General features: G+C 35.8%; 20 protein-coding genes and 1 pseudogene. 14 read left to right on the forward strand and 7 right to left on the reverse strand.

The window, feature by feature from the left end; genetic code table 11:
* Positions 1-95: 95 nt before the first annotated feature.
* Complete coding sequence (locus NKR74_RS01785) at positions 96-791, reverse strand: N-acetyltransferase (RefSeq protein WP_253628454.1); 696 nt, start codon at positions 789-791, stop codon at positions 96-98.
* A gap of 13 nt (positions 792-804) precedes the next feature.
* On the reverse strand, positions 805-1,914 hold the full coding sequence (locus tag NKR74_RS01790) for a mandelate racemase/muconate lactonizing enzyme family protein (RefSeq protein WP_253628455.1): 1,110 nt from the start codon (positions 1,912-1,914) through the stop codon (positions 805-807).
* Between the two features lie 91 nt (positions 1,915-2,005).
* Between NKR74_RS01790 and NKR74_RS01795 the strand changes: the two genes are divergently transcribed.
* The 12 genes from NKR74_RS01795 to NKR74_RS01850 all read left to right on the forward strand — a co-directional run bounded on the left by NKR74_RS01795 (position 2,006) and on the right by NKR74_RS01850 (position 15,540).
* Positions 2,006-3,292, forward strand: a complete 1,287-nt coding sequence (locus tag NKR74_RS01795; RefSeq protein WP_253628456.1) for a transcriptional regulator — start codon at positions 2,006-2,008, stop codon at positions 3,290-3,292.
* A gap of 277 nt (positions 3,293-3,569) precedes the next feature.
* The gene (locus NKR74_RS01800) at positions 3,570-4,676 is read left to right on the forward strand and encodes a M20 peptidase aminoacylase family protein (RefSeq protein WP_253628457.1); all 1,107 of its coding nucleotides are present in this window, start codon (positions 3,570-3,572) and stop codon (positions 4,674-4,676) included.
* Between the two features lie 336 nt (positions 4,677-5,012).
* Positions 5,013-5,621: a class I SAM-dependent methyltransferase gene (locus tag NKR74_RS01805; RefSeq protein WP_253628458.1), complete on the forward strand. Its 609-nt coding sequence runs from the start codon at positions 5,013-5,015 to the stop codon at positions 5,619-5,621.
* Positions 5,622-5,987: 366 nt separating this feature from the next.
* Positions 5,988-7,220, forward strand: coding sequence for an S-methyl-5-thioribose kinase (gene mtnK, locus NKR74_RS01810; protein ID WP_253628459.1), 1,233 nt, complete (start codon positions 5,988-5,990; stop codon positions 7,218-7,220).
* A gap of 12 nt (positions 7,221-7,232) precedes the next feature.
* Positions 7,233-8,279: an S-methyl-5-thioribose-1-phosphate isomerase gene (mtnA, locus tag NKR74_RS01815; RefSeq protein WP_253628460.1), complete on the forward strand. Its 1,047-nt coding sequence runs from the start codon at positions 7,233-7,235 to the stop codon at positions 8,277-8,279.
* A 53-nt stretch (positions 8,280-8,332) separates the two neighbouring features.
* Entirely contained in the window at positions 8,333-9,118 is a 786-nt protein-coding gene (locus NKR74_RS01820; RefSeq protein ID WP_253628461.1) for a DeoR/GlpR family DNA-binding transcription regulator, read from the forward strand.
* Between the two features lie 32 nt (positions 9,119-9,150).
* Positions 9,151-9,792, forward strand: a complete 642-nt coding sequence (locus NKR74_RS01825) for an L-fuculose-phosphate aldolase (protein ID WP_253628462.1) — start codon at positions 9,151-9,153, stop codon at positions 9,790-9,792.
* Positions 9,793-10,030: 238 nt separating this feature from the next.
* Complete coding sequence (locus NKR74_RS01830) at positions 10,031-10,270, forward strand: helix-turn-helix domain-containing protein (RefSeq protein ID WP_098309147.1); 240 nt, start codon at positions 10,031-10,033, stop codon at positions 10,268-10,270.
* Positions 10,271-10,994: 724 nt separating this feature from the next.
* Complete coding sequence (locus NKR74_RS01835; RefSeq protein ID WP_098309146.1) at positions 10,995-12,230, forward strand: ATP-binding protein; 1,236 nt, start codon at positions 10,995-10,997, stop codon at positions 12,228-12,230.
* Positions 12,231-12,547: 317 nt separating this feature from the next.
* On the forward strand, positions 12,548-12,907 hold the full coding sequence (locus tag NKR74_RS01840; RefSeq protein ID WP_375337685.1) for a hypothetical protein: 360 nt from the start codon (positions 12,548-12,550) through the stop codon (positions 12,905-12,907).
* Between the two features lie 477 nt (positions 12,908-13,384).
* On the forward strand, positions 13,385-14,497 hold the full coding sequence (locus NKR74_RS01845; RefSeq protein ID WP_253628463.1) for a PRK06851 family protein: 1,113 nt from the start codon (positions 13,385-13,387) through the stop codon (positions 14,495-14,497).
* A gap of 266 nt (positions 14,498-14,763) precedes the next feature.
* Positions 14,764-15,540 (forward strand): nucleotidyltransferase domain-containing protein, encoded by a 777-nt coding sequence (locus tag NKR74_RS01850; RefSeq protein WP_253628464.1) that lies wholly within the window; start codon positions 14,764-14,766, stop codon positions 15,538-15,540.
* Between the two features lie 41 nt (positions 15,541-15,581).
* Here the strand turns inward: NKR74_RS01850 and NKR74_RS01855 are convergent, their stop codons facing one another.
* Positions 15,582-17,108: an FAD-dependent oxidoreductase gene (locus tag NKR74_RS01855; protein WP_253628465.1), complete on the reverse strand. Its 1,527-nt coding sequence runs from the start codon at positions 17,106-17,108 to the stop codon at positions 15,582-15,584.
* Between the two features lie 534 nt (positions 17,109-17,642).
* Between NKR74_RS01855 and desB the strand changes: the two genes are divergently transcribed.
* Positions 17,643-18,731 (forward strand): Delta(10) desaturase DesB, encoded by a 1,089-nt coding sequence (desB, locus tag NKR74_RS01860; RefSeq protein ID WP_253628466.1) that lies wholly within the window; start codon positions 17,643-17,645, stop codon positions 18,729-18,731.
* Between the two features lie 77 nt (positions 18,732-18,808).
* Here desB and NKR74_RS01865 read toward each other — a convergent pair whose 3' ends face one another.
* From NKR74_RS01865 to NKR74_RS24030, 4 genes and pseudogenes are all read right to left on the reverse strand, one after another.
* Entirely contained in the window at positions 18,809-19,495 is a 687-nt protein-coding gene (locus NKR74_RS01865) for an amino acid ABC transporter permease (protein ID WP_253628467.1), read from the reverse strand.
* 93 nt (positions 19,496-19,588) lie between these two features.
* Positions 19,589-20,374 carry an ABC transporter substrate-binding protein gene (locus tag NKR74_RS01870; protein WP_253628468.1) on the reverse strand — a complete coding sequence of 262 codons (786 nt, stop codon included), beginning with the start codon at positions 20,372-20,374 and terminating at the stop codon, positions 19,589-19,591.
* A gap of 17 nt (positions 20,375-20,391) precedes the next feature.
* On the reverse strand, positions 20,392-21,114 hold the full coding sequence (locus NKR74_RS01875) for an amino acid ABC transporter ATP-binding protein (protein WP_253628469.1): 723 nt from the start codon (positions 21,112-21,114) through the stop codon (positions 20,392-20,394).
* Positions 21,115-21,370: 256 nt separating this feature from the next.
* Positions 21,371-21,436: pseudogene (locus NKR74_RS24030) on the reverse strand (BBE domain-containing protein); the annotation flags it as partial.
* Positions 21,437-21,825: 389 nt separating this feature from the next.
* On the opposite strand from NKR74_RS24030, the gene argR reads away from it, so the two are divergent.
* The gene (gene argR, locus NKR74_RS01880; protein ID WP_253628470.1) at positions 21,826-22,275 is read left to right on the forward strand and encodes an arginine repressor; all 450 of its coding nucleotides are present in this window, start codon (positions 21,826-21,828) and stop codon (positions 22,273-22,275) included.
* Positions 22,276-22,348: the final 73 nt, after the last annotated feature.

The following is a 22,348-nucleotide window of genomic DNA, read 5'->3' on the forward strand; positions in this document are numbered from 1 at the left end:
TTGAAAAAAGGTGAGGTACTACAGATAGTAGTACCTCACCTTTTTCTTTCTTTCCATAATAAATCCAATAATATCAGGAAGTAATACCTGCCTACCTACTTCCAAAACCGCACCCAATACTCCCCACCACGAAACTCCATCTCATACCCACGATAACCTTCCGCCAGCAACTTCTTCTGTCCAGCAATATCATTCATTAGGAGTTTTTCTATATTCGTCCATTCTTTTGTTCTCTCATTCTGTAATTCTTTTACAAACACATATCGTAATCGATCACTATATTTTTCTTTCAGCGCAGCGATCTCCATCCCTTGCGCGAACTTGTCTTTTAAACTAGGAATATTAAACGGTGCAACGGTGCAGCAAACATACTCATATTTGTGATCTACCTGTTTTAATTGCTCCATAATGACTTTCGCTAATATTTTTTGCAGTCCGTTTCCCTGATAAGTTGGATGAACGTTTGAGACTTCTTGATAGATGACACGTTCTAATTCTTCACCTTGTAAGCCAATATCAAAGCCTAAATGTTCTTCATCAATCGGTGGAACTAAGAGTGCACGGAATGCAATGAGTTGTTCATCTATGAATGCACCGATCATTAAGCCATTTCCTGTTAATATATTTTGAAATTCTTCTAATGTAAGAGGCTGCAAGTTTTGTTTGTTTTCTAGTACTTCAATTACATCATCTTGTACGGATAAAATTTGCTCGATGTGATGCAAAGATAATGGTGCAATTTTGAATGATTGCTCGTTTTGTTTTAACGTTCCTTCATACAGAATGTTCATGCTTGGGTCTCCTTTAGCAAATAATATCTTGAAAAACAGTTAACTCATTAAGTATATCTTCATTGACATCAACGCCTAATCCAGGCTTTTCTGTTAGGCGAATAAAAGGGACATCATAGGAGAGATTCCCGATATCTTTTGTGAATTTTAATGGCCCGGTCAGTTCAACACTTGTAATGATTTTTTTAGAAAAAGCGACATGGAATCCTGCGGAAGAGGCAACGGATGATTCGACCATTGAACCAATTTGACATTCGATTCCAGCCATTTCTGCTTGATGGGCTAGTTTGATGGCTGGATAGATTCCACCGCACTTCATTAATTTAATGTTCACTTTATCGGCAGCTTGCTTTTGAATAATTTGGCGCATTTCACGCGGGCCTTTTAATCCCTCGTCAATCATAAGAGAAAGGTCTGTTTTTGAGCGAATATAAGCCATTGCGTCGATATCATCGGCTATAACAGGCTGTTCAATCCAATCAATGTCCAAATGCTTAAGTGAACGTAATGCGGTTAACGTCGTCGCACTGTTTTTCCAGCCTTGGTTCACATCAACGCGAATTGCGACATCGTTTCCGACTCGTTCACGTACAGCTTCAATTCTTTCAACATCTTTTTTAACATCTGTTCCGACTTTCATTTTAAAAGATTGGTAACCTTTATTTATCATGGAAGCAGCTTCTTCCGCCATGTTTTCTGGGGAGTCGATGCTTAAAACATGGGTAATTGGGAATTCTTCATGATAGCGTCCGCCAATTAATTGATACACAGGCTGTCCGAGTTTTTTCCCCATTACATCAAAGCAAGCGATATCAATCGCAGCTTTAGCAGTAGGTACCCCGTAAATAGTTTGATTCATGATGTCATGTATTTTCTCGATATTCATTGGATTTTTACCTAGCAAGGCAGGAGCTAATGTATGTTTTAAAATATGAAAAGTGCTCTCCCATGTTTCACATGTAACATGCTCGTCAGCTACGCCTTCTCCGTAACCAATAATGCCTTCATCAGTTTCGAGTTTTACAATAATGGAAGGCATATCAGGATAAGTACCATAGCTTACGATAAATGGATTGCGAAGCGGTAAACGAATTGCATAAAGATGAATTGCTGTGATTTTCATTGAAAAGACCCCTTTCTGTTTACAATGTTCTTTTTCATTTGATATAGTTGTCGTTAAATAGTCGTTAAATGGTGATAAGGAGTTTGAACAAATGATGATAAAGATTGCGGTTATTGGTACACAAGAGTCTATTCAGAACCTTGTGGCTGTTGCCCACCAAGTCGAAGATATAGAGATTGAACCTTATGTTTATTCTCATCCGAAAGAATCTTCAGAAATTATCCGGCATTTAAAGCCGTGTGATGTGATCTTCTTCTCCGGTGTTATACCTTATTATATTTCAAAAGAAATGCGAGAACAATTACGAATTCCAAGTATTTATTTGCAGCAAAACGAAATGGCGCTTGTGTCTTCTTTACTTTTCATTTTACATCATAAAAACATTCAACCGGAACGAATTTCAATTGATTTAGTGAATTCTTCTTTCGTTACAAATGTTTTCAGTGATATCGGGATTACGGGGGTTCCCAAAGTTATGGATTATCAAGATATGTTACCGAATATGTTTGAAATAAAAGAGATTGTGGATTTTCATTATTCTCGGTATCAATCAGGATTAGTTGATTTAGCACTAACGAGTGTTCATGCTGTTTATGACCAACTTATTGAACTTGGTGTACCTTCACAGCGAATGCTTGATCCGACAAAAGCTCTTATACAAGGGTTAAAAGATGCAAAAGCAAAAGCACAATTAGCGAAAAGTTATTCAGCGACTGTTGCAGCATGTGTGGTAGCATTTCCGTCATCAAACCATATTTCAATGGAGCATCTTGCTACGTTTGCTCGTGAAATTCACGGTTCATTTCGTCAAGTAGATGAAACCTCATACATTCTGTATACGACGCGTGGTGATATTGAGGCATTTATAAAAACAAGTTCTCTTCAAAACTTTTTAAGCAATTCGAAAGATCTTGTAGCACTTGGATTTGGCTACGGGGGAACAGTAAAAGAAGCGGAACAAAACGCTAAAATTGCTCAAAACTTTGCGACAAACAATCAAATGGAAAGCTGTTGTTATATATTAACGGATGAAAAAGAACTGTTCGGTCCTTTTCCAAAAGAAAAGAAAGTGCAGAGCCTTAAAAATAATAGTCAAGAACTACTAAAGATAGCGAAAGAAACAAAACTGAGTCCAGCAAATTTATCGAAAATTATTCAATTTAGTCAGTCTCATTCATCACTTCAATTTACAGCAGCCGATCTTTCGGAGTATTTACAAGTAACAAGACGCACAACAGAGCGTATTTTGAAGAAATTGGTCGATCAAGGATATGCAAATATTTGTGGTGAGGAGATGCCCTATCAACAAGGACGCCCTCGTGCTCTTTATGAATTAAAGCTTCCTATTTATTCTATTCATACTACGTCTCTGATGTAGTTTCTTAATGCCATTCTTTCTGTCTTGGAAAGTTTAGTGATATTAAAACTGGTTATCGCATAAAGAGTGGAGAGGGTGGATACAGTAAAATTTAGTTCAGCATATGGTGAAAACATACCGAGAGAGCAATCACTTGACATTTGAATGAATATTCAATATGTTTTTGAAAAACATGAATGTTATAAATGAAAAATAAAAAGTTGTTTTGTATCGAATGAATGTCATTTCAAAACAGCCTTAAGAGAATTCTTTTGCGTATAGAAGGGAGAGCATCAAGTTGAAAAGAGAAGATTTGCAGAATCGTTTAAATAAAATTTTTCAATATTTACATGAGCATCCTGAAGTGAGTTGGCATGAACATAATACGACTACCTATATTACAAAATTTTTAGAGGCAGAAGGAATTTCTTATAAAACATTTGATGATTGTCCCGGAGTGATAGCAGAAATGGGAAGCGGGAAACCAGTTGTCGCCATTCGAGCTGATATGGATGCATTGTGGCAAGAAGTAGATGGGGAGTTCAAAGCAAATCATTCATGTGGTCATGATGGTCATATGACAATTGTGATGGGGCTCATTTTACAGTTAAAAAATGAGGAGTGGCAAACGGGGACGGTTCGCTTTATTTTTCAGCCCGCAGAAGAAAAAGGAGGCGGGGCTTTGAAGATGGTGGAGAAAGGTGTTGTGGATGATGTTGATTTCTTATTTGGTATTCACTTACGACCAATAGAGGAATTACCATTGAAGCAAGCGGCACCATCCATTCGGCATGGAGCAGCAGATTTTTTAGAAGCTCATATATATGGAACTGACGCTCACGGCGCGCGGCCGCATCAAGGTGTGAACGCAATTGATGTGATCTCGATGATTAATATTGGATTAAAAAATATATGGCTTTCACCACAACATTCTTATTCCGTTAAAATGACGAGATGCCAAGCGGGCGGTGAAAGTTTAAATATCATTCCAGGAAACGGCCATTTTGCCTTAGATGTAAGGGCAGAAAGCAATCCGCTGTTAGAAGAGTTAAAGAAAAAAATAGAACAGGTTATTCAATCAGCTGAATCGATGGGTGTAAAGGTTTCTTACGAATGGGTTGATTTCGCACCTGGAGCACAAGTATCAGCTGAGGCGGAGCAGTTCCTTCGTAAGGGAATTCTCCAAACATATGGCGAAGGTGGCTGCACCGCACCGCTTCCTACAGCAGGAAGTGATGATTTTCATTATTATACGGTCAAAAAGCCGCACTTAAAAGCTGCTATGCTAGGATTAGGTGCAAATTTAAAGCCAGGATTACATCATCCTCACATGACGTTTGATCACGCTTGTATAGTAGATGGCGTGCAAATATTGAAGCAAACGGTATTGGAAGTTTTAAAATAATATTGTTTCTATTTGAAATTTGAGATTTTTCGTCCTTAAATTCAGATACGAAAGCTACCCTGAAAAGGTCAAAAATGATTGTCCTTTTAGGGTAGCTTTTTCATATGGTACAGGTTCGAAACTTTTGTATATGATAAAATTGGATTATATGTCATTGGAAAATTTTCTGAAGCAAATAAAAAATGCTAACAAATTATGAAGGTTCTTCAATTCTTACTAACATCTTTGCATACTAGAATGTGTGGATGAGATGACGAAGCGTGACGAGTAGACCGCTGACTTTATCGGGGGTCTTTTTATAATGGAATTTATAATCTGTTAATTAGGAGTGAATCCATGAACGAACAATATTATGATACAGTATTAAATATAAAAACAGTAGGAGAGCAAAAGGGATTCTACGAGTCTTTGCATTATCATCGTTATGAACCAACGCCGTATTATGGACTAGAGCAATTATTTAGTAAGTATGAATTGAAAAGCAGTGACCAAATTGTTGACTTTGGATGCGGAAAAGGACGATTAAATTTTTATATCCACCATTTCTATCATGCCTCTGTAGTAGGGATAGAAATGAACGAGACTTTCTATCAAGAAGCCATGGATAATAGAGATAGTTATTTGAAGAAGGTTAAAAAAAGTAAAGATAAAATTCATTTTCATTGTTGCTTGGCGCAAGAGTATGAGATTGATCCACTTGATAATAAGTTTTACTTTTTTAATCCGTTTTCGGTGCAAGTGTTTATGAATGTGATAAACAATATATTGCTTTCGGTAGAAAAAGTAGAAAGGGAAGTAGAACTAGTTTTATATTATCCATCAGAGGATTATATTTATTTTTTAGATAACCAAACTTCTTTTGAATTGAAAGAGGAAGTTATATTGCCAGGATTGTATGAACGAAATTCTAATGAGAGGTTTTTGATATATCGATTAGCGTATTAGAAAGCCAATGTTAAATCGATAAAGTGAAACTTTCTTCAGTCCCCACTGATGAAAGTTTCACTTTATACAAAACAAGATTCCTGAAGAATTTAGGGGAAGTATTTAGCACTATAAAATGATGCTGTTAGCGTCAGGGGTTCTATAAAAAATGAACAAGAAGCTTTTGGATACATAAAGAGCTTTTTGTTTCATATAGGAAATTATTGACTCCCCTCCTTAACAAGCTATAATAAAAAATAGATGTTCGTTTCGAACAAAATATGATCCAAAAAGAACAATTTATAACATAGGTTGAATAAAATACTATCAATCTATTATTTTTACGGCTTTTAGAAAACGCTTACATTTAGTGTGGAGGGAGAAACCATGTCTAAGTTCACGAAGTATTTTTTAATGGAATCTAGTGATGTAATACCGTATGTGATAGAGAAGTTATCGATGTTCGAGGACGCACAGCGTTTGCAGTGTAAGGAAATTGGGGATGGCAATTTAAATTATGTGTTCCGTGTTTGGGATGAAGAGAAGGGAACTTCTGTTATTGTGAAGCAAGCAGGAGATACGGCGCGTATTTCTGATGAGTTTAAATTATCTACGAATCGTATTCGCATTGAGTCAGATGTGCTCCAGCTAGAGGGGAAGCTGGCACCAAAGCTCGTGCCGAATGTGTATTTGTATGATGATGTAATGAATTGCTGTGTGATGGAAGATTTGTCAGATCATACGATTCTTCGTACTGCGCTTATGAATCATCAAATCTTTCCAAAGCTTGCAGATGATTTAACGACCTTTATGGTCAACACATTGCTATTAACATCAGATGTAGTAATGAATCATAAAGAGAAAAAGGAGTTAGTGAAGAACTATATAAATCCGGAGTTATGTGAGATTACAGAAGATCTTGTGTACTCTGAGCCGTTTACAGATCATAACAAAAGAAATGAGCTGTTTTCTTTAAATGAAGGCTGGATTCGAGAGCATATATATAGTGATGACGCACTTCGCATGGAAGTGGCGAAGCTGAAGTTTTCGTTTATGACAAATGCACAAGCTTTGCTGCATGGAGATTTGCATACTGGTTCTGTATTTGTAAGAAAAGATTCTACAAAGGTGATTGATCCGGAATTCGCGTTTTATGGACCGATGGGATATGACATCGGGAATGTTGTGGCAAACTTAATATTTGCATGGGCAAATGCGGATGCGACAATGGTTTCTGGGATAGAAAAAGATGCTTATATGGACTGGTTGGAGTCTACGATTACGGATGTAATTGATCTGTTTTCAGTAAAATTCTTAGAAACTTGGAATGCACATGTTACAGACATTATGGCAAAAGAAGAAGGATTTAGTCGTTGGTATTTACAGTCTGTGCTAGAAGATACAGCGGCTATTACTGGTCTTGAATTAATTCGCCGCATTGTTGGTTTAGCAAAAGTAAAGGATATCATATCTATTGCAGATGAAGAAGCTCGTACTAGAGCAGAACGCATTTGTTTGCAAGCTGCGAAGTTGTTTATTTTACAGGCAAGTACGCACAAAACAGGCAATGATTTTTTACAAACGTTAAAAACACAAGCACTGTCACTTAACACAAAATAAGGAGAGAAGATTATGTCTGAGCAATTAATACCGATTCAATGGAAAGATGAAGCTTTAGTTTTATTAGACCAAACTTTATTACCAAATGAGGTTGTCTATGAATCTTTTACAACAGCAGAGAGCGTATGGGATGCGATTCAAGTGATGAAGGTACGCGGTGCACCAGCGATTGGGGTTTCAGCGGCTTACGGTGTGTATTTAGGAGTAAAAGAAGTACCGGGAAATTCAATAGAGCTGTTTATAAATGAAGTTGAAAAAGTATGTGCTTATTTAGCGACTTCAAGACCGACAGCTGTAAATTTATTTTGGGCGCTTGAGAGAATAGAGAACGTCGCAAAAGAAAATGTTCATTTATCTATTAAAGATTTGAAAAATAGATTGTTAGAAGAAGCAAAGATGATTCATAAGGAAGACGAGGAAATTAACCGTCAAATTGGTGAACATGCGCTTACGTTATTTCAAGATGGTATGGGTGTGTTAACGCATTGTAATGCAGGTGCTTTGGCGACAACAAAATACGGAACTGCAACAGCACCGATGTATTTAGCGAAGGAAAAAGGTTGGGATTTAAAAATTTATTCTGATGAGACGCGTCCGAGATTACAAGGGTCTACACTAACAGCGTTAGAGCTGCAGCGAGCTGGCATCGATGTAACAGTCATCACCGATAATATGGCAGCGATGGTAATGTCACAAGGGAAAATTGATGCAGTAATTGTCGGATGTGACCGCGTGGCAGCAAACGGTGATGTAGCGAATAAGATTGGAACGTTAGGAGTTTCTATTTTAGCAAAGTATTATAACATTCCATTTTATGTAGCAGCGCCGACACCAACAATTGATTTGAAAACACCAACAGGGAAAGAGATTCCGATTGAGGAACGCGATGCTTCTGAAGTTATTAACCGCTTTGGACAATATTCAGCACCGCAAGATAGCAAGGTGTATAACCCGGCATTTGATGTAACGTCGCATGAGAATATTACAGCAATCATTACAGAGAAGGGCATTGTACGTCCACCGTTTGCGGAAAACTTAAAAAAGTTATTTCAGCAATAATAAACTTTGCATATTAGACATATAAGAAAATAAATAAAAGAGGATCGATTATCATGTCTAATTCACCAGCAGATAGAAGAAATAAAATTATTGAGATGCTTGAGAAGACGGAATACGCAGATGTTTCGTATTTAAGTGATGTCTTTCAAGTGTCATTAATGACGATACGAAGGGATTTAGAGAGGCTAGAAAAGGATGGTAAGGTTATCCGGGTCTACGGCGGTGTAAAGCTGAAAACGAAGCGTGTATATGAAGCTTCCATGGAAGAGCGGTTAAACAGTAATAAGCGAGAAAAGATGGCTATTGCGAAAGAAGCCGCAAAGCTCATTGAAGATGGTGATGTAATAGCTTTTGATGCAAGTACAACTGCGCTTGAGGTAAGTAAGTTCATTAAAGACCGTAAAAGCCTTACAGTTGTAACAAATAACTTGAGCATTGCAATAGAGCTGGCAGATGCGCCTCATATTGTAGTGATTTTGCTTGGCGGCTTTTTACGAGGAAAATCATTGTCTATCATGGGGGCATCCTTACAGCAATATCTTCAATCAATTTATATTGATAAAGTTTTTATTTCAAGTAAAGGGCTAAGCTTCCATGAAGGTTTAACAGATACGGCAATAGATGAAGGGGAAGCGAAGCAGGCGATGCTGAATAAGGCAAGTGAAATCATCGTTCTAGTGGATCATACGAAGCTTGGAAAGGTTGCTTTCTTTGAAGTCTGTGATAAACAGTGCATTACAAAAATTATTACAGATGAACTCGTACCACTTACACCGATGCAGCAAGAATGTATTACAAGCTATGAAAAATATGGAATACCGGTTATTATAGCAAACTAGCCATAACAAGTGTCCCGTTGAGGAGGATGTATATGTTACTACAAAAAGAGAGAGAAGAAATTGTAGAGTATGGAAAGAAATTAATCACAAGCGGACTAACAAAGGGGACAGGCGGTAATATTAGTATTTTTAATCGTGAACAAGGCCTAGTTGCGATGAGTCCAAGCGGATTAGAGTATTTTGAGACAACGCCTGAAGATGCGGTTGTACTGAATTTAAATGGAGATGTTATTGATGGAACAAGAAGACCATCTAGTGAACTTGATATGCATCTCATTTATTATCAAAAAAGAGACGACTTGAATGCTCTTGTACACACACATTCTCCTTATGCAAAGACAATTGCATCATTAGGTTGGGAGCTTCCAGCTGTTTCTTATTTAGTAGCTTTTGCAGGTCCAAATGTGCGCTGTGCACCGTATGCAACATTCGGTACGAAAGAATTAGCAGAAGCAGCTTATGAAGGAATGATAGATCGCCGCGCTGTTTTACTTGCGAATCATGGACTAATTGCAGGGGGACATAATATTAAAATGGCGTTTACAGTCGCAGAAGAGATAGAATTTTGTGCGCAAATTTATTATCAAACGAAATGTATTGGAGAACCGAAACTATTGCCAGAGGAAGAATTAGCTGTATTAGCGAAGAAGTTTGAGACGTACGGTCAAAAATGAATAACATTCAAAATAAAAGATTAGGGATGAGTTTCCCTAATCTTTTATTTCTATAGAATACAATTTGAACATATATCTGTATTGTTAACTCCCAAAGATGTGGTGAGTGTGGTAAAGTTTATACGAATGGAAGATAAAGTGATTAATAAAGTGAAACTTCCATCAGTGGGATCTTACTACTTGCAAATAGCGGGATAAAATGGAGTAATTTCACTTACTTCGCTTATATAAGAAAGGAATGAACATATTGTATTTAACAATAAAAGAAGCAGCTGAATTTTTAAATATGCCAGAATCGTATATTGAAAGCTTAATCCAACAAAAACGCATTCGTGCTGTCCATGATGGAGAACAGTACTTGCTGAATAAAGAGCAATTTAATACACACCTAGAACAAATGGAGAAATATAAAAAGTTAGTAGAAGAAATATTAAACGAACCAATTCCTGAAGATTTCGATGTGAAAGATGAGGACTAGAAATAGGATACTTAGAAAATATGAATCAATTATTAAAACTAAAATACATGATTTTAGTCATAGAAGAAAAAAGGTTTTATTAAATGGGATTCAGAAAGATTATCCTGCTTTAGGTAAACTTATGTATGAAGAGAATGAAAAAGCTATTTGAAAATAGCGGAAGAAAACAAGGGGGAGAAAGAGGACTGTTTCTAATTGTGGATACAACAAATTAGATAAGAGTCTTTCTTTTTATTTTTAAAATAGGATTGTAGGATATTTTTTTATCGATATAATAAAACATTGGAAACATTTTTTATTCTCGATTATATAAACATGCAAAGGAGTTTAAGGTGAATCCAAATCCTATATTGCTTGAAGAAGAAATGAAAAGTGCCAAGTTATTTTTGTGGGTGTTTAATTTTGCTTTTATTATTACTTAGCATATATTTTGTAAAGAAAGAAATTCTACATGTTGTGAAATATGTATATTTAATAGGATATGCATTTCGATACATTTTCTGTAACGTGTGAATGTATTTGAGAGATGCTGAATTGGGAAGCTTATATTTTATTAATGAGTTTTCACTCTTATGTTGAGGGAATCAATAAAGTATTTAAGAAAACAATATTTGTTTAATGAATAACAATCTATGTTAGGAAGAATAGTTTCATAAATTTGTTTTTTTCTTATAAAATAACAAGTAGTATATAAAATTGATGCTATGTATAAAGGAGTTTTAGCGTGGACAAAGCTGATATGCTCATACAAGAGGAAATTAAAGCATTAAAGCTTTTTTTAAGTTTGTTTTATATTATTTTTTTCTCTTATGATATCATATATTATTTTATTTATCCGGCAATGAAAATAGATGATCGGCCAATCGGTTTTCCAGAAGGTGGATTAGGGTTTGGAGTGCATATTTTCATGTTTCTGTTATTGCCGATTGGAATTTACTTAATAAAAAAGAAAAATCCATATGCTGTAAAATATATCATATTTTTGGGATATACCTTTATTGATTTACTTAATAGTATAATGATTTATCTAGGGGACTCACAAAAATTTGCAAGTGGGAATGCGGTAGAGCAGTTTCTCGTTCTGTTTTCGCCCCTTTTTGTGAATAAACGATATTTTTGGTTAGTCTCGCTCGGTATGATTGGGAAATATGCCCTTTTAGGGATTCTCTTACACATATCAACGGTTATTATTCCAATCGTATTATGTGCGATTCTCGGAATCATATCCTTTATTTTGTTAACACGTTTCAAATCGTATGTACGTACCATTACACAAATATTTGAAGAAGCGCAGCAAGCTGAAAAACTAGCAGTCGTTGGAAAAATGGCGGCTACGATTGCACATGAAATCCGTAATCCATTAACAGCATTAAAAGGATTTACACAATTGCAGAGAGAAAAACATCCTGAAGATGCTGCGTATTATAACATTATGGTGCAAGAAATTGAGCGTATGAATACGATTGTTAGTGAATTAATGGTTCTTGGAAAGCCGAAAAAGAGAGAATATAAATTACATAATATAAAAGATATTTTATCTTATGTGATTTATATTGTAGAACAGCCGACTTTGCAATATGGCATTACCATTTCGACAATGATTGATAAAACATTACCGTCTATACAATGTGATGAAAAACAAATGAAACAAGTATTTCTTAACCTTATTAAAAATGCGATAGAGTCTATGCCAAATGGCGGTAATATTATTGTGGAAGCAAATGTAGTTCATGATAATCAAATTGTAGTGAGTGTTACTGATGAAGGATGCGGAATCGATCAAGAAAAAATAGATCAAATAGGTGAGGCCTTCTATACGACAAAAGAAAATGGAACAGGCTTAGGATTAATGGTTACATACAAAATTATTGAAGAACATCAAGGTGAGATTGTATTTGAAAGCAAACTTGGTATCGGAACAAAGGTAAAAGTTATGCTGCCAGCAGTAGAGGTAAAATAAAGTGAAACTTCCATCAGCGGGGGTCTTACTGCCCGTTAATGCGGGATAAATATATGTATAAAAAAAACTCTTCTTTCAAACGGTGAAAGAAGAGTTTTTTTATACATAACTATGAGTAAATGAAGTGTAAAAGTATTGTTAAAGAGAGGACAATCTGTTTTAGTTAGAAAATATTTCATTTATGAATAGAGGGAAATGTCGATAAATGACGAAATATTATGTTAGTTACGATAACTGTGTAGCTGTATATTTAAATGAATAACATACACTTCTTAGAGTACGTACGGCTAGTGTTGTAAGATATGTGAAAATTAATAATATGTTCCAATTTTAAAAATGAAGAGAAACAAGCTATGAAATGGTTTATATCATTATTTTATTCGATTTTTATATTATATGATTTTCTGTATAATTATATTTTCCCAGTCTATGTTATAAAAAGTGGCACAAAACATATGGGTTTTATGGGACTGTGGTTTTATATTATTATGCTCTTGTTATTACCTGTGATGTATTATCTTCATAAAGAAAATAAAGAATTTTTAATCAAATGCATTTGTTTTGGCACTTATATTTCACTTACGATAATAGATGATGAAGGAGGTGTAAATATGAAAATTCGCAAGTTAGAAAAAGTAAAAACGACAGGATGTTGGTGGTGCAACTGGCCATGGTAGGAATAAAAATGTAAATAAAAAAGGTGAATACTATGAAACTAATGTATGAATCGATAGTAACATTACATGATATAGAAATCCGTAAAGATTAAAAAAGTTACATTGTTGAAGATGAAGTGACGGGTGAATTTTATGAAATGCCTCCGATCTGTATTGATGTAATTACTATGATTCAAGATGAAGCAAACTATTCCTAACTTGCAAAAACCAATGTCGAATTTATATTTTTGGGATGCGGTGCTTATTATGCTGCAAACTGTAGTTATGTTTAGCCTTCTCTTATATTCTTGGAGAAATAAATATAGAAATGAATAATGAGAGATGAAGAGGAACTATTACGAGTTTCTCTTTTTTGATCCTGCATTAACTGACAGTAAGCACCCCACTGAAGGAAGTTTAGATGGGTATTCACCTATCCTTCCCTGTTTGCATATTGTAGCTTATGTAGTGAAACTGCTTACAAGGGAGTGAAAGGCAGTGACAGGAAATATAAAAAATTATTATGCTGGCGGTAATACAGCAAGGGGATTTTACAGTTTATTTGAAGAGAACTTAACGGGATTAGACCGGTTGTTTATTTTAAAAGGTGGACCTGGAACAGGAAAGTCTTCGCTTATGAAGCTGATTGGTCGTGAGTGGGTGAAGAAAGGGTATGATATTGAATTTTTACATTGTTCGTCTGACAATAATTCGATTGATGGTGTGATTATTCCGTCATTACAAGTTGGAATTGTTGATGGAACAGCGCCGCATGTTATTGAACCGAAAGCGCCAGGCGTTGTAGAAGAGTATGTAAACTTAGGTGTAGCTTGGGATTCTACTCAACTTGGGGCGCATAAAGATGAGATTATGCGTTATACATCAGAAGCGAGCAATGCGTTTCAGTCAGCTTATGCGCGTTTTAAGACGGCGCTAGAGATTCATGATGAGTGGGAGAAGTTTTATATTGACCATATTGATTTTGAAAAAGCAAATGAGCTGACAGAACAGCTCATACAGCAATTTTTTAGTGATAAAACGTGTACGAAACAAGCAAATGTGAAGCATCGTTTTTTAGGAGCCGCAACGCCAAAAGGAGCAGTTGATTTTGTTCCAAATTTAACGGAAGATGTACCGAAGCGTTATTTTATAAAAGGGCGTCCTGGTTCTGGGAAATCGACGATGTTAAAAAAATTAGCAGCGGCAGCTGAAGAGAAGGGCTTCGATGTTGAGATATATCATTGCGGCTTTGATCCAAATAGCCTTGATATGGTTATTGTAAGAGAGCTTGGCTTTGCAATTTTTGATAGTACAGCACCTCATGAATATTTTCCAACCCGTGAGAGTGATGAAATCATTGATATGTATGAGCTCATTATTGCACCGGGAACAGATGAGAAATATGCAGTAGAAATTCAAGATGTATCAAGGCGCTATAGAGAAAAAATGAATGAAGCGATGTCCTATTTAGCGAAAGCAAAAACTGTACGTGACAAATTAGAGAAAATTTATATTACAGCGATGGATTTTGACAAAGTGGATTCGTTTAAAGATGAAATTCAAGCTGAGTTTGAACGGATTGCAGAGAAAATAGCACAAGAGCAAAAATAACCCCTTGGTTTCCAAGGGGTTATTTTTTTGAGATCTTATCCTGCTTAACGAGGAAATGACATGTAATAGTGTCTTTTAGGAGTGGTGATTGAAGGTATAGTTGAGAAATAGAGAATCCTCTTCATTGACATTTTATCTTAAAGAAAGACACGACATACACAGAAAATTCGTATATGTATGTTATCGCAGATGCCATACTAAAGGCAGGTGTTTTGGATTCGGTGTCGAATTTCCGAGGAAATGATAGAAAAATGAGAGTGATAAATATGAGAGGAAAAATTCAATTAGAGCTACAACGAATTGAAAGAGAAAACGACGTAAAGATTCTCTTCGCTGTTGAATCCGGAAGCAGGGCTTGGGGCTTTCCATCAAAAGATAGTGACTATGATGTCCGTTTTGTATACGTACATCGAATGGACTGGTACTTATCAATTGAGCAAAAGCGGGATGTTATTGAGTATCCAATCAGCGATGCACTTGATATAAGTGGCTGGGAACTCCGTAAAGCATTACAGTTATTTTCTAAATCGAATCCAGCTTTGTTAGAGTGGATTCTTTCGCCAATTGTATACGTTAAGAAATCAAATCTTCCGGAGCGTTTGCAGGAAATGAGCAATCATTTTGATCTAAAAGCAACGATCTATCATTATTTACATATGGCATCTAAAAACTATCGCACGTTTTTGCAAGGTGAAGAAGTAAAGCTAAAGAAATACTTTTATGTATTACGTCCGATACTAGCTTGCAGATGGTTAGAAGAGAAAGGAACATTGCCGCCTGTTGAGTTTGAAAGATTAGTGAATGGATTAGCCTTGGATGCAGACCTTTTGAAAGAAATTGAGGAATTGCTTGAGAAGAAAAAAGTAGGTATCGAGCTGAATGTAGGACCAAGAATTGCGACATTGAATGAATTTTTAGAAGGACAGATTATGTATTACGAGGAGTATGTGAAGAGTTTAGAAAAGAAGACAGCTATAGATATTGAGCAGTTGAATGTCCTGTTTCGGGATATGCTACATCAAAGCTGGAAAGAGCACCGATAATATTGGTGCTCTTCCTTGGTAAAGGTTGTACATTAACAGTACTACATATCTTCAAGTCTCTTTAACGCCTTATCAGCCGGCCCCTCAATCACGTCTCCCTGAATCGAAAACCGCGAACCATGACAAGGGCAATCCCACGTGCAATCACCGCTATTCCATTCCACTTCGCAGCCTAAATGTGTACAAGTTGTATCGACAATGTGAAGTTTGCCGTCATCGTCTTTATAAGCGCCAGCACGTTTTCCGTTTACTCTTACGACAGCACCTTCTCCATTTACGAGGTCTTCTGGTTTACGAAGCGCAAATTCTAGTTTTCCTTCAATTAAATGTTTTGCTACGTCGAGGTTTTGAGTGACGAACGTTTTTATATCTGGATTTGTATGGAAGCGTGATGGTGCGTACAGTTCTTTATATGGACTATCGATTTTCATAATGGATGCTTTTAGTAATAAGGCTGCCGCAGTTCCATTTGTCATGCCCCATTTACGGTACCCTGTTGCGACGAAAATGTTAGGGTTATTTTCATTGATATGTCCGATATAAGGAACTTTATCAAGTGTAATCAAATCTTGTGTTGCCCATCTGTATGGAATTTCTTCTATGCCAAAGGTTTCTTCGCCAAATGTTTGCAGTGCTTCGTAATGTTTCATCATGTTAATGCCTTGTCCTGTTTTGTGGCTTTCACCACCAATTAACACCAATTTTTCATCACCCATTGTGGTGTAGCGAAGGGAACGCTTCGGATTATCAACACTTATATACATTCCTCCTGGATATTCTTGTTTTGTTTTTACACCGAGGACATAAGAGCGCTCTGCGTACATTCTTGCGAAGAAAAAGCTGTTCGCATCATAAAACGGAAAGTGTGAACAAGAAATAATGTAACTACAGGTGATTCGATGTCCGTCTTTTGTAATGACTTGCAGGTAAGATCCTTTTTCCACATCAACTGCAGTTGTGTTTTCGTATATAACGCCGCCAGCTTCAATGAATTGTTCGACAAGCGCTGCTAAATAGCGAAGCGGATGAAACTGTGCTTGATTCTTTATAACAAGTGCCGCTTTGATAGGAATTGGAAGCGGGATACTTTCTATGTATTCGCCAGGGATATTAAGCTTTTTATATGCTTCTAATTCTTTCGTTAACTTGTGTAGATTGTCGGTTGAATTCGTATATAGATAAGCATCTTCTTCTGTGAAATCACATTGGATATTGTGCTGTTGTACGGTATCTTTTATAAATTGCCGCGCTTTATCGTTTGCTTCGTAATATAATCTTGCTTTCTCTTCCCCAAAATTGCTAATTAGTTCATCGTAAATAAGATCGTGCTGGGTTGTAATTTTTGCAGTTGTATGTCCAGTTGTTCCGTTTAAAATATTTCCGGCATCAATTAATGCAACTTTGATTCCTTCTTTTGCAAGTAAGTACGCTGTTGTAATGCCAGTGATACCTGCTCCGACAATGGCAACTTCTGTTTTAATGTTCTCGGTTAGCTTTGGGAAAGTAGGGAAGTTAGTAGAGTCCCGCCAATATGGTTCTGGAAATCTTGGAAGTTGTTCATGTTCCATATGAATGCACCTCTTATTCTAATCAGTTTGTTTTACTTAATTTTTCCAATAACCAAAATTTCATGTGTCAAAAATAAATTATTTTAAAATAATAAATTAACAGGGATTCTGTATATGATTCTTTGTTTTAATTTTCTTGACATAACACAGGACAAATAGGGTTAAGTATAGTATCCTTCACAAAATTAAGTGTTTGGTAACAAAGTGATGAAGAATTGGTATGGAGTGTAAATGTTGGTAAATAAGCATTTTTTCTTTAGTAACATAGGAAGTGATTATGAAAATATAACCAACTTTTATTACTAGGTCATAAAAGTTATTGACAATATAGAAAGTCTACTGATATGATTCATCTAGTGGAAAGGTTGATAAAGAGTAAAAAGAGAAATATTTTTCAATGAATAATAATTGTAAGATTAAGTGAGCATAATTTTCTTTGGGAAAGAAAATTTTATAATAATAGTAATATCAATCTGGAAACGACAATCGATGTATGCAGGGTGCGTAAGCGCGGCATGAAAAGGGGGCAAAAGAATGAAGGATCTTCATACGTTTGGATGGTATGCAGCACGTGTATCACCGCATTTGCCAAAGAAGGCATTTAAACCAGTCCCAACTCGTTTGTTTGGTGGACTAGCCTATTTACTTATTACGATAGCGGGATTTTTGACAATTGGTTTATTAGATTTGAACGTGTGGGCTAATCTTGGAATTGCAATCGTTCTAGGATTATGTTTTGCATCTATGGGATTTCTTGGACATGAAATTTTACATGGTACAGTAGTAAGAAAAGCTTGGCTGCGAGATTTTCTTGGAGCAATTGCGTTTCTGCCACTATCAACTGGACCAAAGTTGTGGAGAAAGTGGCACAATTTGACTCACCATGTGCATACACAGCATGAGGAGCATGATCCAGATGCGTGGCCAACGATGGAGAAGTTTAAGAAAAGCAAATTTTTACGTTGGGTATATCGCATGCCGTTGCATGTTCGTTCTTTCTTTAGCTTTCTATCGTTAACGCTTCAATTTACAGTGCATTCGTCTCGTATGTTTGCTCTTTTTATAAAGGAATTTAAACCAGAGAATAAAAAATCTGTATGGTTCCAGCTTCTTTTACCATGGACAGTGTGGATTAGTTTATTGTTTATTATGGGTCCTGCAAAATGGTTTTTTGCTTATGTTATTCCATTATTAATTGCAAACGCTATTGTAATGGGATATATCGCAACAAATCACCGTTTGAACCCGATTGTTCCTGTAAATGATCCACTTGCTAACTGTTTATCAGTAACAGTGCCGCGCTGGGTAGACGTATTACATTTTAATTTCTCATATCATACAGAACATCACTTGTTCCCAGGTATGAGCTCAAAATACTATCCATTAGTAAAAGAGAAAATTAAAGAAATGTGGCCAGAGCGCTATCATGAAATGCCGATGGGGAAAGCATTAGCTACACTTTGGAATACACCGCGTGTGTACCACCAAGGTAGCGAGTTAATTGATCCGCATAAGGCGCATCTATACGGTTCCTTAGGGAATGGATTAGATCCTGCGAATATTGAATTTCGTGAGGAAAATATAGAAGAAGTAAAAGAAGTAAAAAATGTAAAAAACGGCTAAAATATATGTTGTTATTAGAATCAACTATGTTTATATAATAATGATAAAAGCACGAACTCATGAAGAGTTCGTGCTTTTTACATAGGGATTTCTTTTTGTTTAGCGGGTTGTGTGTGATTTATATTTTTCCGTGCTAATCGTTTTTCAAGAAGATGAACGAAGTACGTAAATAAAAGAACGAGCGCCAAGTAATAGATGCTGACGACAATATATGTTTCAAGTTGCTGAAAGTTTGCAGCAGCTTCGGAAAGCCCGGATCCCCATAGCTCAGACATTCCTACATAGGCAACGAGAGAAGAATCTTTTAAGCCGATAATGAACTGATTGCCAAGTGGCGGAATAGATAAACGAAATGCTTGAGGCAAAATAATACGTCGCATTGCTAATGGATATGTCATTCCTAAAGAGCGGGCTGCTTCGAGTTGGCCGCGGTCCACAGACTGAATGGATCCTCTGAAAATTTCAGTAATATAGGCACCGTTATGAATAGCAAGGGCAATAGCGCCAGCCCAAAAAGGTGATAATACAATAACAGATGTAATTCCAAAATAGAGAATCATAATTTGTACAACTAACGGTATGCCACGAATAATAGCAATGTATACATGCGCAATTCCATTTAAGAGTTTACTATTTGAAATACGAAAAAAAGCAAATAACAGTCCAATTAGGCATCCAAGTAATAAGGAAGTTATTGTTAATTGTAGTGTCAGAACAATTGCTTTTAGGAACGTTGGATATGTAGATATGAAAATATCGATCATTAGTATCACCTCTATATGAGTTGATTTTAATTTTACGAATATGATAGCAATGCCCCAATGAAAGGTGCGGGGCACTACTTATGCACAAAAAATCTATTCTGTTTTCTCATCTAGAATGTTACGACCAAACCACTTTTTACTGATTTTTTCATACGTACCATCTTGAATGATTTCATCTAATGCTTTATTTAATTTTTCCATTAATTCTTTATCATCTTTGCGAACAGCAATGGCCATTTCATCAAGAGATAATGGTTTACCAGCATCTTTTATATTTGATTTTCCTTCTTTCATCATACGAAGACCTACCATTTGATCTGTGACAACAGCATCAATTCGTCCTGGTTCTAAATCCATAAGAGCGGTAATGTCACTATCGTATTCTGTAATTTGATCTGTCTGCTTGGCAACAAGTGTTTTGAATGTACTTGCTTTTACGACACCTACTTTTTTCCCCTTTAAATCTTCAGCAGAGGAGATTGATGTGTTATTTTTTGTAACGAAAATTTGTGCCCCAGAGCGATAATATGGATTCGTAAAATTAACTGCTTTGAGACGATCTTCTGTAATGGCCATACTTCCTAGAATTACATCATATTTTTTTGCTTGCAGACCTTGTATGAGTGTTTCCCAAGGATTTGTTACAGGAACAGCCTTCATATTCATTTTTTTAGCAAGTGCCTCACCAATTTCGACGTCAAAGCCGACAAGCTTGCCGTTTTCTTTATAGTTAAACGGCTTATATAAACCACTCATTGCATAGCGAAATTCTTGCTTTCTATCTGCGGATGTAGTGCTACTTTCTTTACTACAGGCACTTAATATTAAAGAAGCACATAATGCAATCGCTGCTATTACTTTAAGCATATGTCGTTTCATAAAGACTCCTCCAATGTTTATATAATGTTTCGTAAAAATTGCTGTGCGCGTTTATTTGACGGAGCGGTGAAAAACTGTTCTGGAGGTGCATCCTCTACGATTTGTCCGTCATCCATAAAAATGATCCGGTCAGCTACATCACGGGCAAATCCCATTTCATGCGTGACGATAATCATCGTCATACCTTCTTTTGCGAGGTCTTTCATAACTTGTAGTACTTCTCCGACGAGTTCAGGATCGAGAGCTGAGGTAGGTTCGTCAAATAGCATAATTTTCGGATTCATTGCGAGTGCTCTTGCAATAGCAACTCGTTGTTTTTGGCCACCTGATAAAAGATCGGGTGTTACGTTAGCCTTATCTTGCAATCCGACTTTTCCTAGCAGTTCGTAGGCAATGCTTGTTGCTTTTGTTTTGTCTAACTTCTTGACGTGAATAGGAGCTTCAATGATGTTTTCTAGTGAGGTCATATGAGGAAATAAATTAAAATGTTGAAAAACCATGCCGACATCTTCTCGAACTTTGTTTAGATTTGTACGTTTTGGATGGATTTGTTCACCCTGTATCGAAATTTTTCCATCATCATACAGCTCTAAGAAATTTAAGCAACGCAGTAATGTACTTTTCCCTGAACCGCTTGCACCAATTAAGACGACAACTTCTTTTTCTTGCACGTGTAAATTGACGTTTTTGAGCACGCTTAAAGAACCAAAAGATTTTGTCAGATTTTGAACTTGTATCATGCATCCCCCTCCAATGAAATTCGGGTGTATAAAAATACCTTGTTCTTGGTAATTAGTCATAAATTGTCATATTCCTTTATTTTTCGTTAAAAATTTAAAGGGATTATAACTGGTCGTATATTACACAGTTTCATTGAGAGAAATAAGTATTTGTTTCAAAATTTAATTATTTATTTCAAAAATCGATATATCTATTTATGATAAAAAGTATAGATGACAACATATAGAAGGAAGAGCGATGTATCGTTCTTCATTTTTATTTTTTTGTAAGCGGTGGAATGCTTTGAGGAAAACGAAAGACATTATGATGGTCATATCTTGCTTACAGAAGTGCAATGTTATTGTAATGTAACTCGATAGTGATTGCGCTTTTTGTTGGATAGAATGAAATTAGGCAGGAAGGCCATCAAAAAAGAACAGGTTACTGCTGTAGTTAAAGAAAACGAAAACTATAAAAGTATTTTTTTGAAATAAAGTTGAATAGAAAAGTTAAAAGGAGATTAATTGATATGAAAAAAATAGTAGGGCTTGGATTAGCAGCAGCGATTTCAATGGAAGCCAATATAATTGGCTCTCTTTTCTATAAATTATAGAAAAAATTGTTATAAAAAGTAAAAATATGAACGTTTCCGCAACATTTATCTTTGTCTCTTTCAGAAGAAAATTATAGCAAGATATAATAAAGCTATAATATTAGAAGGAGTGTCTTTCATGAAAAAAGAGAAAAGACAACAACTAATTAAACAATTGGTGAGAGAGAATGAAATAGATACACAAGAAAAATTGGTAGAGTTGTTAGAGCACCGTGATATATTTGTTACACAAGCAACTATTTCTCGAGATATTCATGAATTAAATTTAGTAAAGGTAGCCTCTTCAAAAGGGCTGGTAATATATAAGATTTTTACAGAAGAGAACCAGCGAGCAGATATACAGCTAAAGAAAAAAATAAGAGAGGTTGTTGTAAAAATCGATTATGTAGAACAACTGATTATTATAAAAACTCTGCCTGGAAATGCTCATGTTATCGGTGTTTTATTTGATTCTTTAGACTGGAAAGAAAAAATAGGATGTATATGTGGGAATGATACATGTCTTGTAATTTCTCGATCAAAAGCAGATAGGGAGATTCTAAAAGGTAGATTGAATTTGATTATGTAAATGAGAAGGCTGTTTCTAATGCAAATTAGAACAGTCTTTTTTATTTTTATAAAGTGAAACAGTGAAATTTTAA

Origin of the sequence: Bacillus sp. 3103sda1 (assembly GCF_024159135.1) — a bacterium.
GTDB lineage: Bacteria > Bacillota > Bacilli > Bacillales > Bacillaceae_G > Bacillus_A > Bacillus_A rhizoplanae.

Coding starts and splice junctions, on each gene's coding strand:
- NKR74_RS01855 (WP_253628465.1), bottom strand. CDS start 17,108: ATGGAACATGAACAACTTCCAAGATTTCCAGAACCATATTGGCGGGAC.
- NKR74_RS01805 (WP_253628458.1), top strand. CDS start 5,013: ATGAACGAACAATATTATGATACAGTATTAAATATAAAAACAGTAGGA.
- NKR74_RS01850 (WP_253628464.1), top strand. CDS start 14,764: ATGAGAGGAAAAATTCAATTAGAGCTACAACGAATTGAAAGAGAAAAC.
- NKR74_RS01820 (WP_253628461.1), top strand. CDS start 8,333: ATGTCTAATTCACCAGCAGATAGAAGAAATAAAATTATTGAGATGCTT.
- NKR74_RS01870 (WP_253628468.1), bottom strand. CDS start 20,374: ATGAAACGACATATGCTTAAAGTAATAGCAGCGATTGCATTATGTGCT.
- NKR74_RS01830 (WP_098309147.1), top strand. CDS start 10,031: ATGAACATATTGTATTTAACAATAAAAGAAGCAGCTGAATTTTTAAAT.
- NKR74_RS01825 (WP_253628462.1), top strand. CDS start 9,151: ATGTTACTACAAAAAGAGAGAGAAGAAATTGTAGAGTATGGAAAGAAA.
- mtnA (WP_253628460.1), top strand. CDS start 7,233: ATGTCTGAGCAATTAATACCGATTCAATGGAAAGATGAAGCTTTAGTT.
- desB (WP_253628466.1), top strand. CDS start 17,643: ATGAAGGATCTTCATACGTTTGGATGGTATGCAGCACGTGTATCACCG.
- argR (WP_253628470.1), top strand. CDS start 21,826: ATGAAAAAAGAGAAAAGACAACAACTAATTAAACAATTGGTGAGAGAG.
- NKR74_RS01875 (WP_253628469.1), bottom strand. CDS start 21,114: ATGATACAAGTTCAAAATCTGACAAAATCTTTTGGTTCTTTAAGCGTG.
- mtnK (WP_253628459.1), top strand. CDS start 5,988: ATGTCTAAGTTCACGAAGTATTTTTTAATGGAATCTAGTGATGTAATA.
- NKR74_RS01795 (WP_253628456.1), top strand. CDS start 2,006: ATGATGATAAAGATTGCGGTTATTGGTACACAAGAGTCTATTCAGAAC.
- NKR74_RS01865 (WP_253628467.1), bottom strand. CDS start 19,495: ATGATCGATATTTTCATATCTACATATCCAACGTTCCTAAAAGCAATT.
- NKR74_RS01785 (WP_253628454.1), bottom strand. CDS start 791: ATGAACATTCTGTATGAAGGAACGTTAAAACAAAACGAGCAATCATTC.
- NKR74_RS01790 (WP_253628455.1), bottom strand. CDS start 1,914: ATGAAAATCACAGCAATTCATCTTTATGCAATTCGTTTACCGCTTCGC.